At 67.9% G+C, this 20977-nt stretch carries 16 protein-coding genes; 7 read left to right on the top strand and 9 right to left on the bottom strand.

What is annotated here, in order from left to right; translation table 11 throughout:
* Position 1: 1 nt before the first annotated feature.
* Complete coding sequence (locus J7J50_RS01300; protein WP_215057561.1) at positions 2–718, top strand: GntR family transcriptional regulator; 717 nt, start codon at positions 2–4, stop codon at positions 716–718.
* Positions 719–860: 142 nt separating this feature from the next.
* On the opposite strand, the gene J7J50_RS01295 is transcribed toward J7J50_RS01300, so the two are convergent.
* Complete coding sequence (locus tag J7J50_RS01295) at positions 861–1499, bottom strand: 1-acyl-sn-glycerol-3-phosphate acyltransferase (protein ID WP_215057562.1); 639 nt, start codon at positions 1497–1499, stop codon at positions 861–863.
* A gap of 12 nt (positions 1500–1511) precedes the next feature.
* A complete protein-coding gene (arfB, locus tag J7J50_RS01290; RefSeq protein ID WP_057941335.1) occupies positions 1512–1916 on the bottom strand; it encodes an alternative ribosome rescue aminoacyl-tRNA hydrolase ArfB in 405 nt (134 codons plus the stop codon).
* Positions 1917–2109: 193 nt separating this feature from the next.
* Between arfB and J7J50_RS01285 the strand changes: the two genes are divergently transcribed.
* On the top strand, positions 2110–2805 hold the full coding sequence (locus tag J7J50_RS01285; protein WP_215057563.1) for a hypothetical protein: 696 nt from the start codon (positions 2110–2112) through the stop codon (positions 2803–2805).
* Between the two features lie 64 nt (positions 2806–2869).
* On the opposite strand, the gene J7J50_RS01280 is transcribed toward J7J50_RS01285, so the two are convergent.
* Complete coding sequence (locus J7J50_RS01280) at positions 2870–3628, bottom strand: pseudouridine synthase (RefSeq protein ID WP_215057564.1); 759 nt, start codon at positions 3626–3628, stop codon at positions 2870–2872.
* Positions 3629–3738: 110 nt separating this feature from the next.
* Between J7J50_RS01280 and J7J50_RS01275 the strand changes: the two genes are divergently transcribed.
* Positions 3739–6546, top strand: a complete 2808-nt coding sequence (locus J7J50_RS01275) for a pitrilysin family protein (protein ID WP_215057565.1) — start codon at positions 3739–3741, stop codon at positions 6544–6546.
* Between the two features lie 228 nt (positions 6547–6774).
* On the opposite strand, the gene ubiB is transcribed toward J7J50_RS01275, so the two are convergent.
* The 6 genes from ubiB to J7J50_RS01245 form a co-directional block, all read right to left on the bottom strand.
* On the bottom strand, positions 6775–8463 hold the full coding sequence (ubiB, locus tag J7J50_RS01270) for a ubiquinone biosynthesis regulatory protein kinase UbiB (RefSeq protein WP_215057566.1): 1689 nt from the start codon (positions 8461–8463) through the stop codon (positions 6775–6777).
* 178 nt (positions 8464–8641) lie between these two features.
* Positions 8642–9304 carry an SCP2 sterol-binding domain-containing protein gene (locus tag J7J50_RS01265; RefSeq protein ID WP_215057567.1) on the bottom strand — a complete coding sequence of 221 codons (663 nt, stop codon included), beginning with the start codon at positions 9302–9304 and terminating at the stop codon, positions 8642–8644.
* Between the two features lie 62 nt (positions 9305–9366).
* The gene (locus J7J50_RS01260; protein WP_215057568.1) at positions 9367–9528 is read right to left on the bottom strand and encodes a DUF1328 domain-containing protein; all 162 of its coding nucleotides are present in this window, start codon (positions 9526–9528) and stop codon (positions 9367–9369) included.
* Between the two features lie 80 nt (positions 9529–9608).
* The gene (oleD, locus tag J7J50_RS01255) at positions 9609–10619 is read right to left on the bottom strand and encodes a 2-alkyl-3-oxoalkanoate reductase (RefSeq protein WP_215057569.1); all 1011 of its coding nucleotides are present in this window, start codon (positions 10617–10619) and stop codon (positions 9609–9611) included.
* A gap of 196 nt (positions 10620–10815) precedes the next feature.
* Positions 10816–12480 carry an olefin beta-lactone synthetase gene (oleC, locus tag J7J50_RS01250; RefSeq protein ID WP_215057570.1) on the bottom strand — a complete coding sequence of 555 codons (1665 nt, stop codon included), beginning with the start codon at positions 12478–12480 and terminating at the stop codon, positions 10816–10818.
* A gap of 7 nt (positions 12481–12487) precedes the next feature.
* Positions 12488–13390, bottom strand: a complete 903-nt coding sequence (locus J7J50_RS01245) for an alpha/beta fold hydrolase (RefSeq protein ID WP_215057571.1) — start codon at positions 13388–13390, stop codon at positions 12488–12490.
* Between the two features lie 409 nt (positions 13391–13799).
* Here J7J50_RS01245 and J7J50_RS01240 point away from each other — a divergent pair, with 409 nt between their 5' ends.
* The 4 genes from J7J50_RS01240 to J7J50_RS01225 all read left to right on the top strand — a co-directional run bounded on the left by J7J50_RS01240 (position 13800) and on the right by J7J50_RS01225 (position 20957).
* Entirely contained in the window at positions 13800–14654 is an 855-nt protein-coding gene (locus tag J7J50_RS01240; RefSeq protein WP_215057572.1) for a CoA ester lyase, read from the top strand.
* An 89-nt stretch (positions 14655–14743) separates the two neighbouring features.
* Positions 14744–17188 (top strand): sodium:solute symporter, encoded by a 2445-nt coding sequence (locus J7J50_RS01235; protein ID WP_215057573.1) that lies wholly within the window; start codon positions 14744–14746, stop codon positions 17186–17188.
* A gap of 288 nt (positions 17189–17476) precedes the next feature.
* Positions 17477–18358, top strand: a complete 882-nt coding sequence (locus tag J7J50_RS01230; RefSeq protein WP_215057574.1) for a LysR family transcriptional regulator — start codon at positions 17477–17479, stop codon at positions 18356–18358.
* Positions 18359–18680: 322 nt separating this feature from the next.
* A complete protein-coding gene (locus J7J50_RS01225) occupies positions 18681–20957 on the top strand; it encodes a TonB-dependent receptor (RefSeq protein ID WP_215057575.1) in 2277 nt (758 codons plus the stop codon).
* Positions 20958–20977 lie beyond the last annotated feature (20 nt).

The raw sequence follows: 20977 nt of genomic DNA, 5'->3' as shown, positions 1-20977 counted from the left end.
CATGAGCATCGTGCCCCGTTCGTTGTCCGACCAAGCCTTCGAAGTGGTCCGCGAACGGATTCTGTCGACGCAGATTCCGCCGCTCGCACCGATCCGCCAGGAACTGCTGGCGGAGGAACTGGGGATCAGCAAGATTCCGCTGCGCGAGGCGTTGGGCCGGCTGGAGCAGCAGGGCCTGCTGGCCTCGCATCCCAATCGCGGTTTCTTCGTCCCGGCGCTGACCGCGAACGAGGCCGAGGAAGTATTCGCGCTGCGCCTGAAGATCGAACCCGAGGCCGCCGCCGACGCCAGCCTGGCCGCCGACGACAGCGAACACGCCGCCGCGCGCGCGGCGCTGGCGGCGCTGGAAAACGCCGGCACCGACGACGCCCACGCGGTGGTGCGCTTCAACCGCAGCTTCCATCTGGCGCTGGTGCGCCCGGGCGGACGCCAGATCACCGCGCAACTGGTCGAACGTCTGCAGGTGCTGGCCGAACGCTACGTGCGCAAGCACCTGGAACCGGCCGGCCGCGAAGCGCGCGCGGCCAGCGAGCATCGCGCCATTCTCGACGCCTGGCTGCAGCGCGACGGGGCCCGGGTGAGCCGGCTGCTGTCGGAACACATCCTCACCACCCTGCACGACCTGCGCGTGCAGTTGGAACAGATCGGGCCGGATGAGCCGGCGAAGACGCCGCGGCGAAGGCGGCGCGCGGCGGCGGCGGCGGCGGCGGACGACTGAGCGAAGCAGGCTCCGCGTTTTTTGCTCGTCATTCCCGCGAACGCGGGAATCCAGGGCCTTTCGTGCGAGAACGTTTGAAGTCGCTGGATTCCCGCGTTCGCGGGAATGACGGGCGTGGTTTTCCGAGACTTCCAGCAACCCCTCAAACAGTCCCGTGATGCTTGCCCTGCCACGGCTTGTACCAATCCCGGATCCGCCGCATGTCCGCGTCCATGTCCTCGCCCAGATGGAACATGTCGCCGATCCCGATGATCTTGTCCGGATAGTGGAAATACGCCGGAACCACCGGCACGTCGGCGGCCTTGGCGATCTTCCAGAACCCGGCCTTCCAGCGCTCCACCGCCTTGCGCGTGCCTTCCGGCGCGATGCCCAGCCAGAAACGCTCGGCGCCGCGGATCATCGCCGTGGCCTGCTCGATCACTCCGTGCGCGGCGCTGCGGTTGATCGGAATCACCCCCATCCCGCGCAGCAGCGCGCCCAGCAGCGGCACCCGGAACAGCGAATCCTTGGCGATGATCTTCACGTCCAGGCCCATCGCGGCCTTGGCCGCGAAGCCCCACACGCCGTCCCAGTTGGACGAATGCGGCGCGCCGATCAGCACCGCGCGCGGGATGTCGGGAAACTTGCCGACCATGCGCCAGCCGCCGATGCGCAGGATGCTGCGGCCGATCCAGCGGGTCAGGCGGTTGCGCTTGACCTGCGGCACGTTAGGCGGCAACCGCAGCACCACGCCGTCGGCGTCGGGCGGAAGGGATGGCTTGGCGTTCGGATCAACTGGCATGCACGCTCCGTGTCAGTCCCAATCGGTTTGCGAACGATTGCGCTTGGTCGCGCCGCGTTCTTTCTTGGCCCCGATCCGACGCTCCTTGGCGGCCCGGCTGGGTTTGGTGGCGATGCGCGGCTTGGGCGCGCGCAGGCCGCTGTCCACGAACGCCGCCAGCCGCTCGCGCGCGTCCTGGCGGTTGCGATCCTGGGTGCGGAAACGCTGCGCGCTGATCACTAGCACGCCCTCGCCGGTCACCCGCCGGTCGCGCTTGGTCAGCAGGCGCTCGCGCACGGCGTCGGGCAGCGAAGGCGACTGCGCGATATCGAAGCGCAGTTCCACCGCTGTTGCGACCTTGTTGACGTTCTGCCCGCCCGGGCCGGTCGAACGTACGAAACGCTCGACCAATTCCTGCTCGGGAATCGTGATAGCCATGCTTTCCTCCGCCTGGGATTGTAGTCGGCGACGGCATTTCGTCCATTACGCACCGTTGACGGCGCGACCGGGCTCACAGCGATCGGCGCGCGCGAGGCGGGAAAACCCGCCGCGGCGCGGCCCGGGGCCGCCGTCGTTGACGCGACCGGGCCACGGGGGGACCATGCCCGGACCGGTCCAAGGAGGAACCCGCATGAAGCGCCTGCCCCCATCGCCGCGACTGAAATCGCTGGCTCTGCCGCTGCTGGCCGCCCTGATCCTGGCCGCGCCGGCGGTGTCGGCGCAGACCATCGATCAGCGCTACGACCCGGCCAACGTCAACAACAACATGCGCAACATCGCCAATCCGCAGTTCCAGCGGCGGATGACGCAGTCGGCGCAGTCGGTCGCCGAATCCCTGGTCGGCCGCCCCGCCAACGCCACCGATCAGCGCATCCTGGGCCAGTTCACCGAGCAGCAGACCCGCTTGCTGCAGCAGATGCAGAACGCCGCCAGCGCCATGCCCGACACCGGCGCCGGCGCGGCCTACAACCGGTCGTCGGCGGGTTACGGCAACGACGCCCAGTTCGCCACGCCCGAAGAACGCTATCTGTTCGAGGAACGGGCCCGCGCGCGCGAAGAGAGCTCGCGCAGCGGTTACCGGCAGAACAGCGACTACCCGCAAGGCGCCTACCCGCCCAACGGCTATCGCCAGAACAACGGCTATCCGGGCAATGCCAGCCCTTACGACGATTATCAGAACAGCGGCTACCCACAACAGGGCGCGCGCTCCAGCACCGGACAGGCGCTCGGCGGCGCGGTGCTGCTGGATTTGACCAACGCCGCGATCCAGCGCGCCACCCAGCCGAAGATCATCTACCGGCAGGCTCCGCCGCCGCCGCATCGCTGAGTCGCGCGCGCGGGGATGAACTCACTCATCCCCGCCGCCGCGGCCGGATCCGGCCGCCGCCACGTCAATCCAGTTCGACCTGACCGAACAAGGCCAGCGCCTTGGCGAATTCCGCGTCCGGCGGCGCCGTCACCCGCAGCCGCTCGCCGCTGCCCGGATGGATGAACGCCAGCCGCTGCGCGTGCAGCAGCATGCGGTGGATGCCCATCATGCGGAAGCTGCGGTTATGGCGGCCGTCGCCGTGGCTGGTGTCGCCGATCATGTGATGCGACAGATGCTTGAGATGGCGGCGGATCTGGCGAAAGCGCCCGGTCTGCGGCTGCGCGCGCAGCAAGGCGTAGCGCGAGGTCTCGAACCCCGACGACGGCAGCGCCAGTTCGGTCCGGGCCAATACCTGGAACCGGGTCTGCGCCGGCTTCTTCAGCGGTTTGCCCGGGCCGCCGTCGAGATCGTGATCGACCTCGAACGCATCTTCCGCCGGCCAGCCCCGGCACACGGTCAGATAGTCTTTCTGCACCTCGCCCGACATCAGCACCTTGCCCAGGGCCGAGGCGGTTTCGCGATCGAACGCCAGCAGCAGGCAGCCGCTGGTGGCGCGATCGAGCCGGTGCACGAGGAAGATCGGCCGGCCGAACTGCTCGCGCAGGCGGTCGGCGGCGAAGTCGGTTTCTCCTCGCGCCAGCGCGCTGTCGTGAACCATCAGCCCCGCCGGCTTGTCGATAACCGCCAGAGAGGCGTCGGCGTACAGCACCGGCAGGCCGATGCCGGCGATATCCTGCGATGTCGGGGGCGGCGGCGTGTCGGAACTGAACGTCGAGGGCATGCGGTCGGGGCTGGCGCTGGGTGATCGGCCGCTAGTGTCGTCTATTGCCCCGCGTGCTCACAGCCTCATCGTCCTGCCTTCGCGCCGCGTTCCCGTTTCCAGGAGTTTCCATGCCGCCACGCCGTCCCGCCGCCATCGCCGCGCTCGCCTTCGCCCTGAGTCTCGCCCTGAGCGGCGTCCACGCGCAGGCGCCGCAACCGCCGCCCGCGGGTTTCCAGGCCGGGCCCTGCGTGGAAGGCATCTGCGAATACCGCCTGGGCAACGGCCTGCGCGTGCTGCTGTTTGCCGACGCCACCCAGCCCACGGTCACGCTCAATCTGATCTACGCGGTCGGCTCGCTGCAGGAGAACTACGGCGAAACCGGCATGGCGCATCTGCTCGAACACATGCTGTTCAAGGGCACGCCGAACCATCGCGACATTCCCGGCGAAATGAAGAAGCGCGGCATCGGCTTCAACGCCCAGACCTCGCTGGACCGCACCAACTACTTCGCCTCCTTCCCCGCCAACGAGGCCACGCTCGACTGGCTGCTGGGGCTGGAAGCCGATCGCATGGTGCATTCGGACATCGCGCGCAAGGACCTGGACAGCGAGATGACCGTGGTCCGCAACGAAATGGAGAACGGCGAGAACAGCGAAGTCTCGGCGCTGTCCGAACGCGTGCGCTCCACCGCGTACCTGTGGCATCACTACGGCAACAGCACCATCGGCGCGCGCAGCGATGTCGAGCACGTGCCGATCGAGCGCCTGCAAGCCTATTACCGCGCCTGGTACCGGCCCGACAACGCCACCTTGGTGCTCACCGGCCGCATCGATCCGGCCAAGACCCTGGGCACGGTCGCGCGTTATTTCGGCGCAGTGCCCAAGCCGGCCGAACCGATGCGCGCCTTCTACACGCGCGAGCCGGCGCAGGACGGCGAACGCGAGGTCACCGTGCGCCGCGTCGGCGATCTGCGCCTGCTGATGGCCGCGTACCACATCCCCGCCGCCACCCATGCCGACGCCGCGCCGCTGGGCATTCTCGACGACATCCTCGGCCATACCCCGGGCGGCCGCCTGCACAAGGCGCTGGTCGAAACCGGACTGGCCGCCAGCATCGGCGTCGGCGGCGAGCAAATACCCGACCCCGGCCTGCTGACGGCGCTGGCCGCGCTGCCCAAGGACGGCGACGCGGCCAAGGCCGAGCAGGTGTTGATCGAGCAGCTCGAACAAATCCAGAAAAAGCCGATCACCAGCGAAGAAGTGGAAGCGGCCAAGCAGCGCGCGCGCAACAGTTTCGAACGCGCCTACACCAACGTCGGCGCGGTCGCGATGGCGCTGTCGGACCCGGTCGTCGCCGGCGACTGGCGCTTGTACTTCCAGTACCGCGACGCCTTGGAGAAGGTCAGCGCCGACGACGTCAATCGCGTCGCCCGCGCCTATCTGCAATCGAGCAACCGCACCTTCGGCCGCTTCGTGCCGACCCAGGCGCCGCAACGGGTCAATATTCCCGAAGCGCCGTCGGCGGCGAGCGTGCTGCAGGGCTATACCGGCAAACTCGCGCTGGAAGCGGGCGAGCATTTCGATCCCACGCCGGCCAACATCGAGGCGCGCACGCAAACCATCGCCCTCGACACCGGCGTCGGCCAGGGGCTCAAGCTCGCGTTGCTGCCGAAGAAAACCCGCGGCGGCACCGTCGTCGTTTCGGCCAACTTCCATTTCGCCGACACCGATTCGCTGCGCGGCCGCGACACCGCCGGCAATGTCGCCGGCGCGCTGATGATGCGCGGCAGCCAGGAGTTGAGCCGCGAGCAGATCGACGCGCGCTTCGAATCGCTCAAGACCACCGCGCGCATCGGCGGCAGCCTGCAGTCGGCGCGGCTCGGATTGACCACGCGCCGCGAGCAGTTGAGCGACGCGCTCGCGCTGGCGGCGAACGTGCTGCGCACGCCGACCTATCCGGACAAGGAATTCGAGCAGTACCGCCTGCAGGCGATCACCGGCCTGGAAGCCTCGCGCCAGGAGCCCGGGCAGATCGCCAGCCAGGCGCTGGCGCAGCACTTCGACCCGTGGCCGGCCGGACATCCGCTGCATTTCAGATCGCTGGACGAATCGCTGGCGGCGATCAAGGCGCTCAAGGTCGAGGACGTGCGCGCCTTCCATCGCGAGTTCTACGGCAGCGCCGAAGGCGAGATCAGCGTGGTCGGCGATTTCGATCCGGTCGCGGTCAAGCAGCAGTTGCAGGCATTGTTCGCCAACTGGAAACCCGGGCACGCCTACGCGCCCATCGCCACTCACTACATCGATGTGGCCGCGGAACAGCGCCGCTTCGAGACTCCGGACAAGCCCAACGGCGTGTTGCTGGCCAACGTCAATCTGTCGTTGAAAGACATCGACCCGGATTATCCGGCGCTGGTCGCGGCCAACTACATTCTCGGCGGCGGCACGATCAAATCGCGCCTGGGCGATCGCATCCGCCAGAAGGAAGGCCTGAGCTACGGCGTGGACAGCGACCTGGACGCCGACGCCAGCCGCGACGGCCGCGACGACGCCGGCAGCTGGGCGGTGCAGGCGATCGCCGCGCCGGAAAACCTGGAGCAGGTCGAGCGCGCGATGCGCGAAGAATTGGCGCGTCTGGTCAAGGACGGCGTCGGCGCGGAGGAATTGAAGGACGCGGTGTCGGGTCTGTTGACCCAGCGCGAACAGGCGCGCGCCTCCGACCCGGCGGTCGCCGCGGGACTGGTGAGCAATCTGTTCTACGGCCGGACCATGCAGTTCGCCGCCGACCTGGATGCGAAGTTCAAGGCGTTGACGGTGGAGTCGGTGAATGCGGCGATCCGCCGGCACCTCAAGCCGGAGCAGTTCAGCGTGTATGCGGCGGGGGATTTTGCCGCGGCGAAGAGCAAGGCGCCGGTGAAGGCGAAAGCGGCCGGGCCGTAACCGCGCGGCTGCAAGCTCCCAACACCCACCTACCGAGTTCCCCCCTTTGAAAAAGGGGGGCTAGGGGGGATTTGCTCTTACCGCCCGAAGCCGGAAGATTCACACGTAGGACAAAAGCAAATCCCCCCTGCCCCCCTTTTTCAAAGGGGGGAACCCGTCGGGGGATTCGTAGGGGACTGCGAGGAAGGTTTTCTGCCAGCGCCGACTTCAACGTCGCCGCATTCGACGTCAACGCACGTCGCGCTTACGCCGCGGCCACGCCGCCAACAACGCCCACAACCCGCCCAGCCCCGCGATCCACGACGAGGCCGGGATCGACCAGAAACGCGGGCCGCCCGATTCCAATCCGTACAACACCGCCGCCACGATCAGCAGGCCGGTGCCGAGAATCGCCGCGACCGTGCGGCGCACCGCGTCCTTGATCGTGCGGTTGAGATCGGTGATGTCGCTCGAACGCATCTTCAGCTCATGCTGCCCCGACACCTGCTGGCTCAGCCACGCATGCAGCAGGCGCGGCATTTCCGGCGCGCGGGTCACGAACTCGGGCAGGCGCTTGCGGAATTCGCTGGCCAGACGCTGCGGGCTGTAGCGATCGAGCAAGATGCGCTGCAGCACCGGCCGCGCCACCGCCCAGATGTCGAGCCTGGGATCGAGCAAGCGGCCCACGCCTTCGATATTGAGCAAGGTCTTCTGCAACAAGATCAACTGCGGCTGCAAGGTCAACTCATAACGCTGCGCGGTGCGGAACAGCTTGACCAGCACTTCGGCCAGCGAGATCTCGCTGAGCGGACGGGTGAAATACGGCTCGCACACCGCGCGCGTGGCCGCTTCGAGCTCGTCGATGCGGATGTGCGCGGGAATCCAGCCGGCCTGCACGTGCAGCTCGGCGATGCGGCGATAGTCGCGGTTGAAGATCGCCATGAAGTTTTCCGCGAGGTAATACTGATCCTCGTCGGACAACTGGCCCATGATGCCGAAGTCGAGCGCGATGAAGCGCGGGTTGCTGCGCCGCAACGGATCGCTGTCCGCCCAGATGTTGCCGGCATGGGCGTCGGCGTGGAAGAAGTTGTCGCGGAACACCTGCGTGTAGAACACCCGCACGCCCTTGGCGGCGAGCGCGCGGCGGTCGATGCCGGCCGCGTCCAGGGCGGCGATGTCGTCGGACGGGATGCCGTACACGCGTTCCAGGGTCAGCGCGCGCGCGCTGGTGTGCGACCAGATCACCTCGGGCACGTACATGTCGTCGCTGTCGGCCCAGAACCGGCGCAACACGCTGGCGTTGGCGCCTTCGCGCTGCAGGTCCAGCTCGGCCGCCAGGGTGCTTTCGATCTCGGCCACGATCGCGCGCGGACGGATCTTGTCCGCGGCCGGATGGGCGCGATCGACCAGCGCCGCCAGCGCGTTCAACAGCGCGATGTCGCCGGCGATCTTGCCCTCGATGTCGGGCCGCAGCACCTTGACCACGACTTCGCGCGCTTGCCGGCCGCCTTCGGCCGGCAAGCGCGCGGCGTGCACCTGGGCAATCGAGGCCGAGGCCAGCGGCTCGATGTCGAACCGCTCGAAGGCGTCCTCGATCTTGCGTTCCAGCGTGCCCTCGACGATGCGGCGCGCGGTCTCGCCGTCGAACGGCGCGACCCGGTCTTGCAGCAGCGCCAGTTCGATAGCGATATCCGGCGGCACCAGATCGCGGCGGGTGGACAGGATCTGGCCGAACTTGACGAAGATCGGCCCGAGTTCCTGCAAGGCCAGGCGCAGGCGCGCGCCGCGCGACATCGCCGCGATCTCGACCGAAGCGCGCGGCACGAACGGACGCGCGAGCTTAAGCCAGCGCTCGGCCGGGGTGTCGTCGAGCAGATCGTCGAGGCGGTAGCGCAGCAACACGCGGCCGATGCGCCAGGCGCGGATGGCGGACCTCATGCGCGCGCTTCCCGACAGAGCAATTGCGAAGTCTTTTGTAGGAGGGGCTTCAGCCCCGATGCCTTTCGATCAGAACCGATGAAGTAACGCAGCGAGCGGAGCCAAGAGCATCGGGGCTGAAGCCCCTCCCACAAAAGCCTCTCCCACAAAAGATCCTGAAGGCTCGAAGCCACCCCGCTCATGCGCTGCGCCTCGCGCGATCGCGCAAGCGCCCCACCCGCGCCGCGGCGCGCTCGACGTCGTCGCGCAAGGCATCGACATCGTCGTGAAAGGCGTTGAGTTCATCGCGTGGAACCACATCGCGCGATTCTTCGGTGACGTACTCGGCCGCGTTGCCGGCCAGAGCGCCGGCCGCCTCGCGCGCATGCCGCAGCGCGCCGGCGACGCCGTTGGCGATCTGCACGCCGGCCACTTCGCCGAACACGGCGACGAAGGGCTGCTGCCAATCCGGATCGAAGCGTTCGGCCAATCGCTGCAAACGTCGCGCCAGGTCGGCGTCGCCTTCGATGCGCAGCTTGCCGACCGGCGCGGCCTGTTCGTTGCGCGCGGCGCCGAGCAGATTCGGCAGTTGCGACAAGATCGCCCCGAACGTGCTGCGCACGGACAGATCGGGCTCGTCGCTGTCGCGCACCGGCCCGACTTCGAGCCGGTCGGCGACCACCAGGATACGCAGCGCCAGCGGCGGCGAGGCCAGATGCAGGGCGACGCTGCGGCCGTCGAGCGCGCGCAGGCTGTCGCGGGTATCGGGGTCCAGCGCCAGCGCGCGGTTGAGCGCGGCTTCCAGCGCGCGCCCGGCCAACGGCTTGAGCGAGGACAGGAACGAGGGGTCGGAGGCGGTCATGCCGCCATTGTAGCCCCCCGCTCCGGTCCGGCCACGCGGTCGGCGGCGCTCAGGCTTCGGCGTCAGGCGACGCGGCGGCCGCGGAACAGCGAGACGATCGCCAGGACCACGAACACGACGAACAGAATCCAGGCGATGTTGCTGGCCGCGCCGGCGATGCCGGTGAAGCCCAGGACCGCGGCGATGATCGCAATGACGAAAAATACGGCGGCGTAATGCAGCATGGGAAACCTCCTGGCATGAGAGAAAGCCCCATCGGCGCAGGTCCCGATGGCACGCTTCGACTCTCGGCCAGCGCAGGTTGTCAGGCGGTGACGGCGGGCGCTTGCGTCCAGGCGGCCTTCAGGCGGGTGAGCCCTTCGTGAAAACTGACCTTGGGCACGTAACCGAAATCGCGCGTCGCCGGCGTCATGTCGTACCAGTGCGTGGTCGATAGTTGTTCGGCGAGAAAACGCGTCATCGGCGGTTCGCCCTGCAACGGCAGCACATGCCACAGGCCTTCGCAGACCGCGCCGATGGCGTAGGCCGCGCCGAACGGCAAGGTCTTGTCCACCTGCGGCGCGCCGACCGCGCCGAGCAGGCCGTTGAGGGTTTCGCGCAAGGTCTTGGGTTCGCCGTTGCTGATGAAGTACGCGCGGCCGGCGCAGGCCGCGCCCGGGGCGAGATGTTCGAACGCATCGAAATGCGCCTGCGCGGCGTTGTCGATGTAGGTCGTGTCGATGCGGTTGTTGCCGTCGCCGACGAAGCGCAGGCGGCCGGCGTTGGCGCGCGCGACCAGCCGCGGCAGCAATTGGTTGTCGCCCACGCCCCAGATCAGGCGCGGACGCAGCGCGACGGTGGCCAGTTCGGCACCGTTGGCGGCGAGCACGGCTTTCTCCGCGATGGCCTTGGTGGTCGCGTAGGCGGCCTTGAAGCCTTCGCCGTAGGGCACGGTGTCGGCGGTGCCGCCTTCGACCGGATGGGTGGCGCGATGGGTCACGCTCGGGGTCGAGGTGTAGACCAGCTTGCCGATTCGGTGGGCGCGGCAGGTGGCCAGCACGTTGTCGGTTCCGACCACGTTGGCCTGGTGATAGCTGTCGTAGCTGCCCCAGGCGCCGGCTTTGGCGGCGTTGTGGAAGATCGCCTCGCAGCCGTGCGCGGCGGCGATCACCGCGTCGCGATCGGCCAGGTCGCCCTGGATCTGAATCACGCCGAGCGCGTCCAGCGCCGGGTAATGGCCGCGATTGAAGCTCACCACCTCGTGGCCGCGCGCGATCAGGCCGCGGCACAGGGCCTGGCCGAGGAAACCGCCGCCGCCGGTGACTAGGATTCGCATGGCGCAGGTCCGAAGGAGAAGATAGGCAGGAATGATAGACGGCGGTGGAGGGGGCGGTTTGTCGGATTGGCGACTATCGCGGGCTCGGAGCGAAAAGCATCGGGGCTGAAGCCCCTCCCACAAAAGACTTCGGGGCCACGCTCGCTGTTGTGGGAGGGGCTTCAGCCCCGACGCTCTCGTCCCCGATCGCCCTGCCTCAACGGCTCTCGATCGCCTGCGCCTGCAGCGCCAGCTTCTCGCGCCCGATCTTGGCGTTATGGCGAATATCCACCGGAAACCCCGGATGGAAGCGGAAGCGCTCGATCCCGGCGGTATGCGCATGCCGGGCGCCGATCTCGCGCAGTTCCTCGACGATGCGCTTGCGCTCGGTATCGCCGACGCGCGGCTGATGCAGTTCCACCCACAGCAGCGGCACCTGCGCACCGAAGGTTCCGGTGCCGACCAGCGCGGTGCGCCGCACCTTCGGATGCGTGTTGAACACCGGCTCGACCTGCTCGGTGTAGAGCGGGCCGCCCGCGGTTTCCACGCGATGCGTCTTGCGCCCGCAGAACCACAGCCGGCCTTGTTCGTCGAGATAACCCACATCGCCCATGCGATGGACGATGCGCTCCACGCCGCCGGCGTGCTCACGGATCTTGGCCAACCGGGTCATCGAATCGCGATTGAAATAGCTGTCGGTGGCGGTGGGACCGGCGACGGTGATTTCGCCGACCACGCCGGCGCCGACCAACAGATCGTCCGACCATTGCGCGATCGCCGCGTCGTCGATGCGGATCACCCGCACTTCGTTGCGCTCCACCGCGCGGCCGACGCAGGTGCCGGCGCCGGCTTCGGTGGCCGCGCGCGTGGACTGCAGTTCGCGGCCTTCGATCACCGCCACCGGCAGGCATTCGGTGGCGCCGTACGGCGTCCAGAACTGCGCGTCGTCGGGCAGCAGTTCGCGCAGGCGCGCGACCGTGTCCGGCGGCACCGGCGCGCCGGCCGAGGTGACGCGCTTGACCGTCGGCATCGGCTGGCCGTGCCGGGCCAGCACCGCCATCAATGCGGGCGAGCCGAACAATTGATCGCAGCCGAAACGGGTGACCGCTTCGAGCAATTTGACCGGATCGGCCTGCGCCGGCCGGGTCGGGTCCATGTCGGGGATGATCGAAGTCAGCCCCAGCGCCGGATCGAACAAGGCGAACGGCGGAAACGTCGGCAGGTCCACGCCGCCGGGCACCATGCCGAAGGCCTGGCTCATCATTTCGATCTGGGCGACGAAATGGCGATGACGGAACACCACGCCCTTGGGTACGCCGGTCGAGCCGCTGGTGAAGACGATCGCCGCGACTTCGTCCGGCTGCGTGTTGGCCAGTTGCGAACCCACGCCGGCGCCGGCGCGCTCGACGCGTTCGAGCGTGTCGTCGGCCAGGAACGCGCGCTTGCCGGTGGTGATGCGGATGCGCGCCGACTTCGCCCAGCCCAGCACCACGCGCGCCACGTGCGCCAGCGGAATGCCGATGAAGGCTTCCGGCGCGGCTTCGTCCAGGCATTGGCGCAGCGCGCGCTTGTCGATGCCCGGATCGATCAGCACCGGCACCGCGCCGGCCTTGAACAAGGCGAACATCAGCAGGAAGAACTCCGGCGACGGCCGCACCATCACCGCGGTGCGGGTGCCGCGGACGATGCCGCGCTTGGCCAGGCCGGCGGCGATGGCGTCGCTGCGCGCGTCCAACTGCGCATAGGTCAGCACGACGTCGTAACGGGCCATGCCGTCGGCGCGGCGCGTGCCGGGGCAACGCATCGCCACGCGTTCGGGCGATTGCGCGGCCAGGGTCGGCAGTACCGCTGCGATATTGCAGGTGGGTGCGGCAGCGTCCATGCGTGTCTCAGCTCAGAGGGTGGCGGTCGAGGAAGGCGCGGATGTCCGGCACCAAGATCTCGCTCTTGTCTTCCAGCACGTAATGCCCGGCATCCTTGAACGCCTGCACCTGCGCCCGCGGCAACGCGTCGGTGAAGCCTTTCAGGAAATGATGATCGAAGACGAAATCGGCCAGACCCCAGCCGATGAACGCCGGCCGGTCGGCGTATTCGGGCAGCTTGCGGCCCATCGCCTGCACCAGCGGCCAGGCCTTGTCGCCCTCGCCCAGCGGAATGTCCTGGACGAAACGCGAGGTGGCGATGCGATTGGCCCAGGAGTCGTACGGCGCGACATAGGCGCGGCGCACGTCCGCCGGCATCGCCTTGACCACGCCCAGGCGCGAGGCGCCGCCGGCGAAGGCGTTGAAGCCGCGGATCAGGCCGGTGCCGATCGACGAATCGCGGCCCAGGCGCAGGCGCTTGGGCAGCGGCTTGGCCGCCGGCAGCGGGAACGCGCCGGTGTTGGTGATCACCAGCCGCTTGATCTGCTCGGAATGCTTCAGGCCCCAGCCGAAGCCGATGCCGCCGCCCCAGTCGTGCACGGCCAGGGTCATCGGGCCGGTGACGCCCAGGTGCTGCAGCAACTGTTCGACGTCGTCGACCCGCGATTGCAAGGTGTATTCGTAGCGATCCTCGCCGGGCTTGTCGGACAGGCCCATGCCGACGTGGTCCGGGACGATGCAGCGGTAGCGGTCCTTCAGGCCCAGCACCAGTTTGCGCCAGTAATAGCTCCACGACGGGTTGCCGTGCAGCATCACCACGACTTCGCCGTCGCGCGGGCCTTCGTCGAGATAGCTCATGCCGATGCCCGGACGGACTTCGAAACGCTGCGGCTGGAAGGGGTAGTCGGGGAAGCTGGAGCTGGACGTCATCGGCGACTCGGTGAGCGGCGCGCGAGCGGGGCGCGGCCTGGATGGAATGGGCGTCATTATCGGGCCGTGCCGGGCGGATGGGGGATTTTGCTCTCGGTGTGGGCGGGGCGGGCCCGGAATTTGGCGGAATGTGGCGGTTTTGGGGGTGGCTGGGTGGAGGGACGGGCTTGGGTGGGTGATGGGGTGGGTCGGGGGTGCGCGGCTTCGGGAGTCGGGGCTGAAGCTCCCTCCCACAAAAGACTTCGTGGCTTCGCGCTCTCCCTCTCCCGCTTGCCACCATTGCTTGCCTCACCCCACCCCGGTCAAAACAAAACCTATCGTTTGAACATGCGACCCCTGTGCGATTGCCACTGTTTGCTTGACGCACACTCCGGGGCCATGACGATTCGCAATCCGCCGCGGTGGTTCCATGCGTAGCAAGTTGTTCGTGCCCGGCACGCGGCCGGAGCTGTTCGACAAGGCGCTGGCCGGTCCGGCCGACGCCTTGTCGTTCGATCTGGAAGACGCGGTCGCCGAAGAACGCAAGGCGGCGGCGCGCATCGCGGTCGCCGCCTTCGTCGGCTCCGAGGCGGCGCTCGCGTCGCGCAAGCTGATGATCGTGCGCGTCAACGCGCCGGACTCGCCGCACTTCGCCGCCGACATCGCCGCGGTCGCGCGCGACGGCGTGGCCTTGATCAATCTGCCCAAGATCGAATCGGCCGCGTCGTTGCGCGCGGCGGTCGCCGCGATCGAACGCGCGCAGACGCTCAACCAGGTCGCGCAACCGATCGGCGTGCTGGTCAATATCGAAACCCCGCGCGCGCTCGCGCATGCCGGCGAGATCGCCTGCGCGCATCCGCGCGTGGCCGGTCTGCAGTTGGGGCTGGCCGATCTGTTCGAAGCCGCGGGCATCGAGCGCTACGACCTGGCCAACGTGCACGCGGCCATGTTCGCCGTGCGCATGGCCGCCGCGCAGGCCGATGTGTTCGCCATCGACAGCGCTTACGCCGACCTGCACGACGAAGCCGGTTACCTGGCCGAGGCGCGGATGGCGCGGCGGCTGGGCTTCATCGGCAAGAGCTGCCTGCATCCAGCCCAGGTCTTGCTGGCGAACAAGATCTTCGCCGCGACCGCGGCCGAGCTGGACGCGGCGCGGCGCATCGTCGCCGCGGCGGCGGCGGCGCCGGACGCGGGCCGCGGCGTGTTCGTGGTGGATGGACGCATGATCGATCTGCCGTTTCTCAAGCGCGCACAGGCGCTGCTGGCGGCGGCGGAGCGCGCCTGAGCCGCCGCGATGCGGGCGGCGACAGCGCAGTCGGGGTAAAACTGCGAACCGGGGCGATCCGGTCCGCATCGATGATGGGGCGGTATTCGATGTCGCAATTCTTGTGGGCGCTGGCGCGTGCGGGCCGGACGATCCGGGCGCGCGGTCTGGTCGCGTTGCTGTGCGCCGGCCTGATGCTGACGGCGACGACGGCGCAGGCCGAGGCTTTGACGCCGTTGCAGGCCGGCACGCTGCCGTCGCTGCAAAACGCTTCGCCGCTGATCGGGCTGGCGACGGTCGATGGCCGCACTCTGGCGATCGGCCGCGATCACGCCTGGCGCCTGGACAACGGTCGTAACGCCTGGCTGCCGCTGCAATGGACCGCGGCGCCGTGGGCCGGCGCGGTGGTCGGCGACGGCACCCGCGCGTATCTGCTGCCGTCCGATGCCGATGCTTCTGTCGCGATCGCGCGCATCGACGCCGACGACAGCGGCGCGCGACTGCACCCCTTGCCGCCGCTGCCCGCGCCGCTGTCGCGACTGCGCGCGAGCTTGTCCGAAGACACCCTGTACGTCGCCGGCATCGGCGCCGATGGCAGCGCGCATGTGTTCCAGCGTCCCAGCGCCGACGCCGGCATCGCCTGGACCTCGCTTCCGGCCTGGCCCGGCGGCGCCGCGCCGCGTTCGCTGATCGCACAGACCCGCGCCTTGTTCCTGATCGTCGCCGATGCGCACGGCGGCGCCGACCGCATGCTGCGCTGGTCGGCGGATAAAGCCTGGAGCGACGCCGGCCGCGTGCCCGGCCAGGTCGTACCCGGCAGCGGCCGCGCGACCGGTCAGGCGCACGTGCTGTATCCGATCGCCGATCCCGCCCTCGCCCACGCCGCGGCGAAGCTGATGATCTACCAGACCATCACCGGTTCCTGGGCGACGCTGCCCGGCGCCGAATTGCCCGCCGGCGCCAGCGCCACCGCGCACTGGCCCGACGGACTGGTCTGGGCCCAGGCCTCGGCCGATGGCGCCCATACCGCCTTCGCCACCGCCCAGGTGCAGTCGAGCAAACTGCGATTGCACTGGCTGGATTGGGTGGTGATCGCGGTCTATCTGGTCGGCATGATCGGCATCGGCCTGTTCTTCTACCTGCGCGAGAAGCGCGGCTCGACCAGCAGCTTCTTCGTCGGCGGCCGCAGCATCCCCTTCTGGGCCGCCGGCGTGAGCCTGTACGCGGCCAACACCAGCTCGATCAGTTTCATCGCGATCCCGGCCAAGGCCTTCGAAACCAACTGGCAGTACCTGGCCAACAACGTCGTCGCGGTGTTCGGGCTGATGTTCGTCGCGGTGTGGATCGTGCCGCTGTTGCGCCGGCTGGATCTGATGTCGGTGTTCTCGTACCTGGAAACGCGCTTCCATCCGGCGATCCGCATGCTCGCCAGCGCCTTGTGCATCGTGGTGCAGATCGGCAGCCGCATGAGCGTGATCCTGTTCCTGCCCGCGCTGGGCATCGCCACCATCACCGGCATCAGCGTGTTCTGGAGCGTGATCCTGATGGGCGGCTTTACCATCGTCTACACCGCGATGGGCGGCATGAAGGCGGTGATCTGGACCGACTTCGTGCAGGTGATCGTCAAGATGGGCGGCGCACTGTTCGCGATCGGCTTCATGATCTGGCACCTGCGCGGCGGCTTTGGCGAGTATTGGTCCACGGCGATGTCGCTGGGCAAGATGCACACCTTCGACTTCAGCTTCGACATGACCAAGGCCACCGTGTGGGGCTTCATCTTCCTGGTGGTGTTTGAAGTGGTGCTGACCTTCCCGAAGGACCAGGTGCTGATGCAGCGCACGTTGTCCACCAAGTCCGACAAGGAGGCCGGGCGTTCGATCTGGGCGTTCGCCGCCATCACCATTCCCGGCGGCATCATCTTCTACACCATCGGCACCTCGCTGTTCGTCTACTACAAGAACAACCCGGAGCGGATGAATCCGCTGTTGCCGATCGACGCGACTTTCCCGATGTTCATCGCCGCCGAACTGCCGGTGGGCGTGACCGGGCTGATCATCGCCGGCATCTTCGCCGCGGCGATGGCGACCTTGTCCGGCATCATGAATTCGGTGGCGACGCTGATCTCGGTGGACTTCTACGAGAAGCTGGCCAAGGACCGCAGCGCGAAGAAGAGCGTGTTCTTCGCCGAGATCATGACCGTGGTGGTGGGCCTGATCGGCATCGCCACCGCGCTGCTGCTGTCGAAGTTCAACGTGCATTCGCTGTTCGATCTGTCGATCGAACTGGCCGGCCTGCTCGGCGGCGGTTTCGCCGGCGCCTACACCCTGGGCATGTTCACCCGCCGCGCCAACTGGCAGGGCGTGGCGATCGGCATCGCCGCGAGCATCGCCCTGACCTTGATGATCTGGACCTTGCAGATGGTCCATCCGTATTACTACCTGGCGATCTCGATCCTGCTGTGCATCGTGATCGGCTACGCCGCCAGCCTGTTCTTCCCGGCGCCGGAGCAATCGCTGAAGGGCCTGACCATCTATCGCGACCGGGCCGGCGATTGAAGCCGCGTCGCCATCGCCTTGCGCGTAGAGGCGAGGGCTGGCACCGCGGCCGGCCGACGCGATCAGCGTTGCGGACCGCTCATGCCGCCCATCATGCCCGGATCGCGCGATCCGCCCGGCTCCGCGCGCCGCCGCGTTCCGAGCGCCGCCGCGTTCCGAGCGCCAAGGCGCGCGGACCATATTCACACACAGGCTCCGCTTGACTCCGGGGAAACGCCGTCCGGCGCTCGGCACATGGCGCGGGTGCGCATGCTCGGGTAGCCTGCCGACAACAACCAGCGGGGCGCCGTGGAAACCCAGTTCCTACATACCTTCGTGACCGTGGTCGATCAAGGCTCGATGGCCGCGGCCGCGCGCGTGCTCAACATCACGCCGGCCGCGGTGGCGCAGCAGATCCGCACGCTCGAACGCGAGATCGGCGCACCGCTGATCGCGCGCGTCGGCCGCACCGTCAGCGTCACCGAGGAAGGCGCGCGCATCCTGCCGCGCACGCGCGAACTGCTGCGCAACGTCGCCGACCTGCGCAGCGTCGCCAACGAAAGCGAGGTCGCCGGCGAATTGCGCCTGGGTGCCTGCCCGACCGCGCTGGCCGGCATGCTGCCCGACGTGCTCGCGCGCATGGTCGAATCCTTCCCCGGCATCAACGTGTTCATCCAGCCGGGCTATTCGGCCGATCTGTACCACTCGGTGGAGAAGGGCGATCTCGACGCCGCGGTGGTGCTGCAGGCGCCGTTCCCCTTGCCCAAGACCTGCGAGTGGCAGTTGCTGCGCGAAGAGCCGCTGATCGTGCTGGCGCCGCTGAGCATGGCCGATCGCAATCCGCACGAGTTGCTGTCCACGCAGCCGCTGATCCGCTACGACCGTCACCATTGGGGCGGCCGCCAGGCCGACGAGTACCTGCGCCAGGCCAATATCGTTCCGCGCGAGCGCTTCGAACTCAACGCGCTCAACGCCATCGCGGTGATGGTCGATCGCGGCCTGGGCGTGTCGCTGGTGCCCGACTGGGCGCCGCCGTGGCCGGAAGGATTGAAGCTCGCGCGCATTCCGCTGCCCGACGCGTCGGCCAAGCGTTGCATCGGCATCGTCTGGTCGCGATCGAGCGTGCGCGTGCGCCTGGTCACCGCGTTCCTGCGCGAAAGCCGCAAAGTGGTCGCGGCGCAGACGCATTGAGCCGCGCGCCGCCGCGCCGGCGGCGCCATCGAAACATCGCTCGCACACCGCGCGGCCAGCGCGCGCGTCGCCCGATGCTGCGCCGCGACAAAACTTTCTCTATCGATCCGTTCGGCTTAAGCCAACAAAACCTAGTCTGTGAACATACCCCGCATCGGTTCCAACCGTGACGGGGAGCGCATAGGCTCGCGTCGAACCTGCTCAAGACACTCGGTGCGAGAGGGAAGTCGCGATCCGCGACAGCGCCAGCGTCCACGCACGTCACCCGAGCACGCGCCGCAACGGTATGCCCGCGCGATCACCGGCACTCAACGAGACAGACATGGTCAAGCCACTTACCGCCGCGATCAGCAGCATCCTGATGCTTTCCACCTTTGCCGGCGCCGCGCAGGCGCAGGACGCCGCCGTCCCCGCGCAGGACGGGCAGAAGCACGACACGCAGGCCGTCAATCTCGACAACGTCGTGGTCACCGGCACGCGCAGCCCCAAGGCGGTCGACAAGATTCCCGGCGCCATCACCCTGGTGTCCAAGGCCGAACTGGCGCGTTCGCTGGTGCTGACCGAGGACGCGACCGCGGTGCTGGCGCGCTCGGTGCCCGGTTACGCCGAATCCTCGCAGGCGATGAGCAACACCGGCGAAAACCTGCGCGGCCGCGTCGCGCTGCGTTTGTTCGACGGCGTGCCGCAGGGCTCGCCGCTGCGCGAAGGCACCCGCAACGGCACCTTCACCGACATGGGCATCGTCGGCCGGATCGAAGTGATCAACGGCCCCTCGGCCTCGGAAGGCATCGGCGCGGCCGGCGGTATCATCAACTACCTGTCCGCCGCGCCGACCAAGGAAGGCAACGAGTTCACCGTCATCTCGCGCTACACCACCCAGTTCAAGGACGACAGTGCCGGCTGGAAGCTCGGCGCGACCTTCGCGCGCAAGGCCGGCAATTTCGACATGATCGCCTCGGCCTCGTTCCTGGACCGCGGCATCACCTACGACGGCAACGGCCGCCGCATCGGCATGAACACCAGCGGCTCGCTGGCCGACACCGAGTCGCGCAACCTGTTCATCAAGGCCGGCTACAACTTCGGCGAAGACGGCGTGCAGCGCATCGAAGGCTCGGTCAGCCACTTCAACATCGAAGGCAAGGCCAACTACATCCAGGTGCTGGGCTGCCGCCCGGACGAGCGCGCGCTGTGCGGCGAAACCCGCACCAACACCTCCGAGCGCGGCACCGTGTTCGGCTCCAAGGCCGCGATCAACGACTTCAAGCAGTACCAGCTCAGCTACATCCATTCGGATTTCTTCGGCGGCACGCTGACCGTCAACGGCTACAAGGCCGATCAGGAAATGCGTTACCTGCCGGAGAACACCATCGACCGGCAGGACCCGCTGATCGCGCCGGTCAACTCGCTTTACGATCAGTCCGAGATCGTCACCAACAAGAAGGGCCTGCGCACTTCATGGACGCGGCCGTCGCTGTTCTCGGTCAGCGGCCTGGAACTGCGGGTCGGCCTGGATCTGGTCAAGGACACCGCGCAGCAACGCCTGGCGTTGACCGACCGCCTGTGGGTGCCGCCGATGGAATACAGCAGCCGCGCGCCGTGGATGCAGCTGTCCTGGGACATCGGCCCGGTGACCTTGTCCGGCGGCATCCGCCGCGAAGACGGCGAACTGCAGGTGGACAGCTACACCACCACCTGGTATCGCGACCGCCGCAACGTCGGCGGCGGCTCGCTCGACTACCAGGAGAACCTGACCAACTTCGGCGCGGTCTGGCGCATCGACGATCAGTGGTCGGTGTTCGGCTCCTACGGCGAGGGCTTCACCCTGGCCAACGTCGGCATTCCGCTGCGCAACATCCAGTGTTCCGGCGACGGCGGCAGCATCCAGACCAACGGTTGCCCGAACGATCCGCCGATCAGCGTCGAGGATCTGCTGGACCTCAACGCCATCGTGGTGAAGAACACCGAGTTCGGCTTCAACTGGCGCGGCGAGCGCGGTTCGCTGAGCGCTTCGCATTACGATTCCAAGTCCGACTACGGCCAGTCGCTGGCGATCGATCCGGCCACGAACGACTTCGTGCTGCTGCGCGCGCCGGTGCGGATCAAGGGCTATGAAGTGTCGGCCGACTGGCGCTTCAACGAAGACTGGCGGATCAGCGCGGTGTACTCGCACACCCGCGGCATGACCTCGTTCTGGGCCGCCGACGCGGCCGGACGCTACGGCGCCGGCGGCATGAACAAGCCGATGGGCGTGCTCGACATCAACCCGGACAAGTTCGCCTGGACCCTGACCTGGAACTTCATCCCGCGCGGCGACATCAGCCTGGGCGCGACCACGCTGTTCTCGCGCAACCTGTCCGGCAGCGACGTGCGCGGCTTCGACAGCCGCGCCTTCAGCTTCAACGAAAGCACCCACGGCTACACTTTGTTCGACCTGGGCATGAACTACCAGACCGAGCGCTACGGCAAGTTCTCGCTCGGCATCGAGAACCTGTTCGACAAGCAATACATCCTGAGCTGGTCGCAGCCGCCGGGCGGATTCCAGAACTACTGGGCCGGACGCGGACGCACCGTCTCGATCAGCCACACCTTCAAGTTCTGAACCGCCGCCCGCGTTCGCGA

The organism is Lysobacter sp. ISL-50 (assembly GCF_018612875.1).
GTDB lineage: Bacteria > Pseudomonadota > Gammaproteobacteria > Xanthomonadales > Xanthomonadaceae > Lysobacter.
The sequence above is the reverse complement of the archived record's forward strand: the minus strand, read 5'-3'. Positions and strand labels throughout refer to the sequence as shown.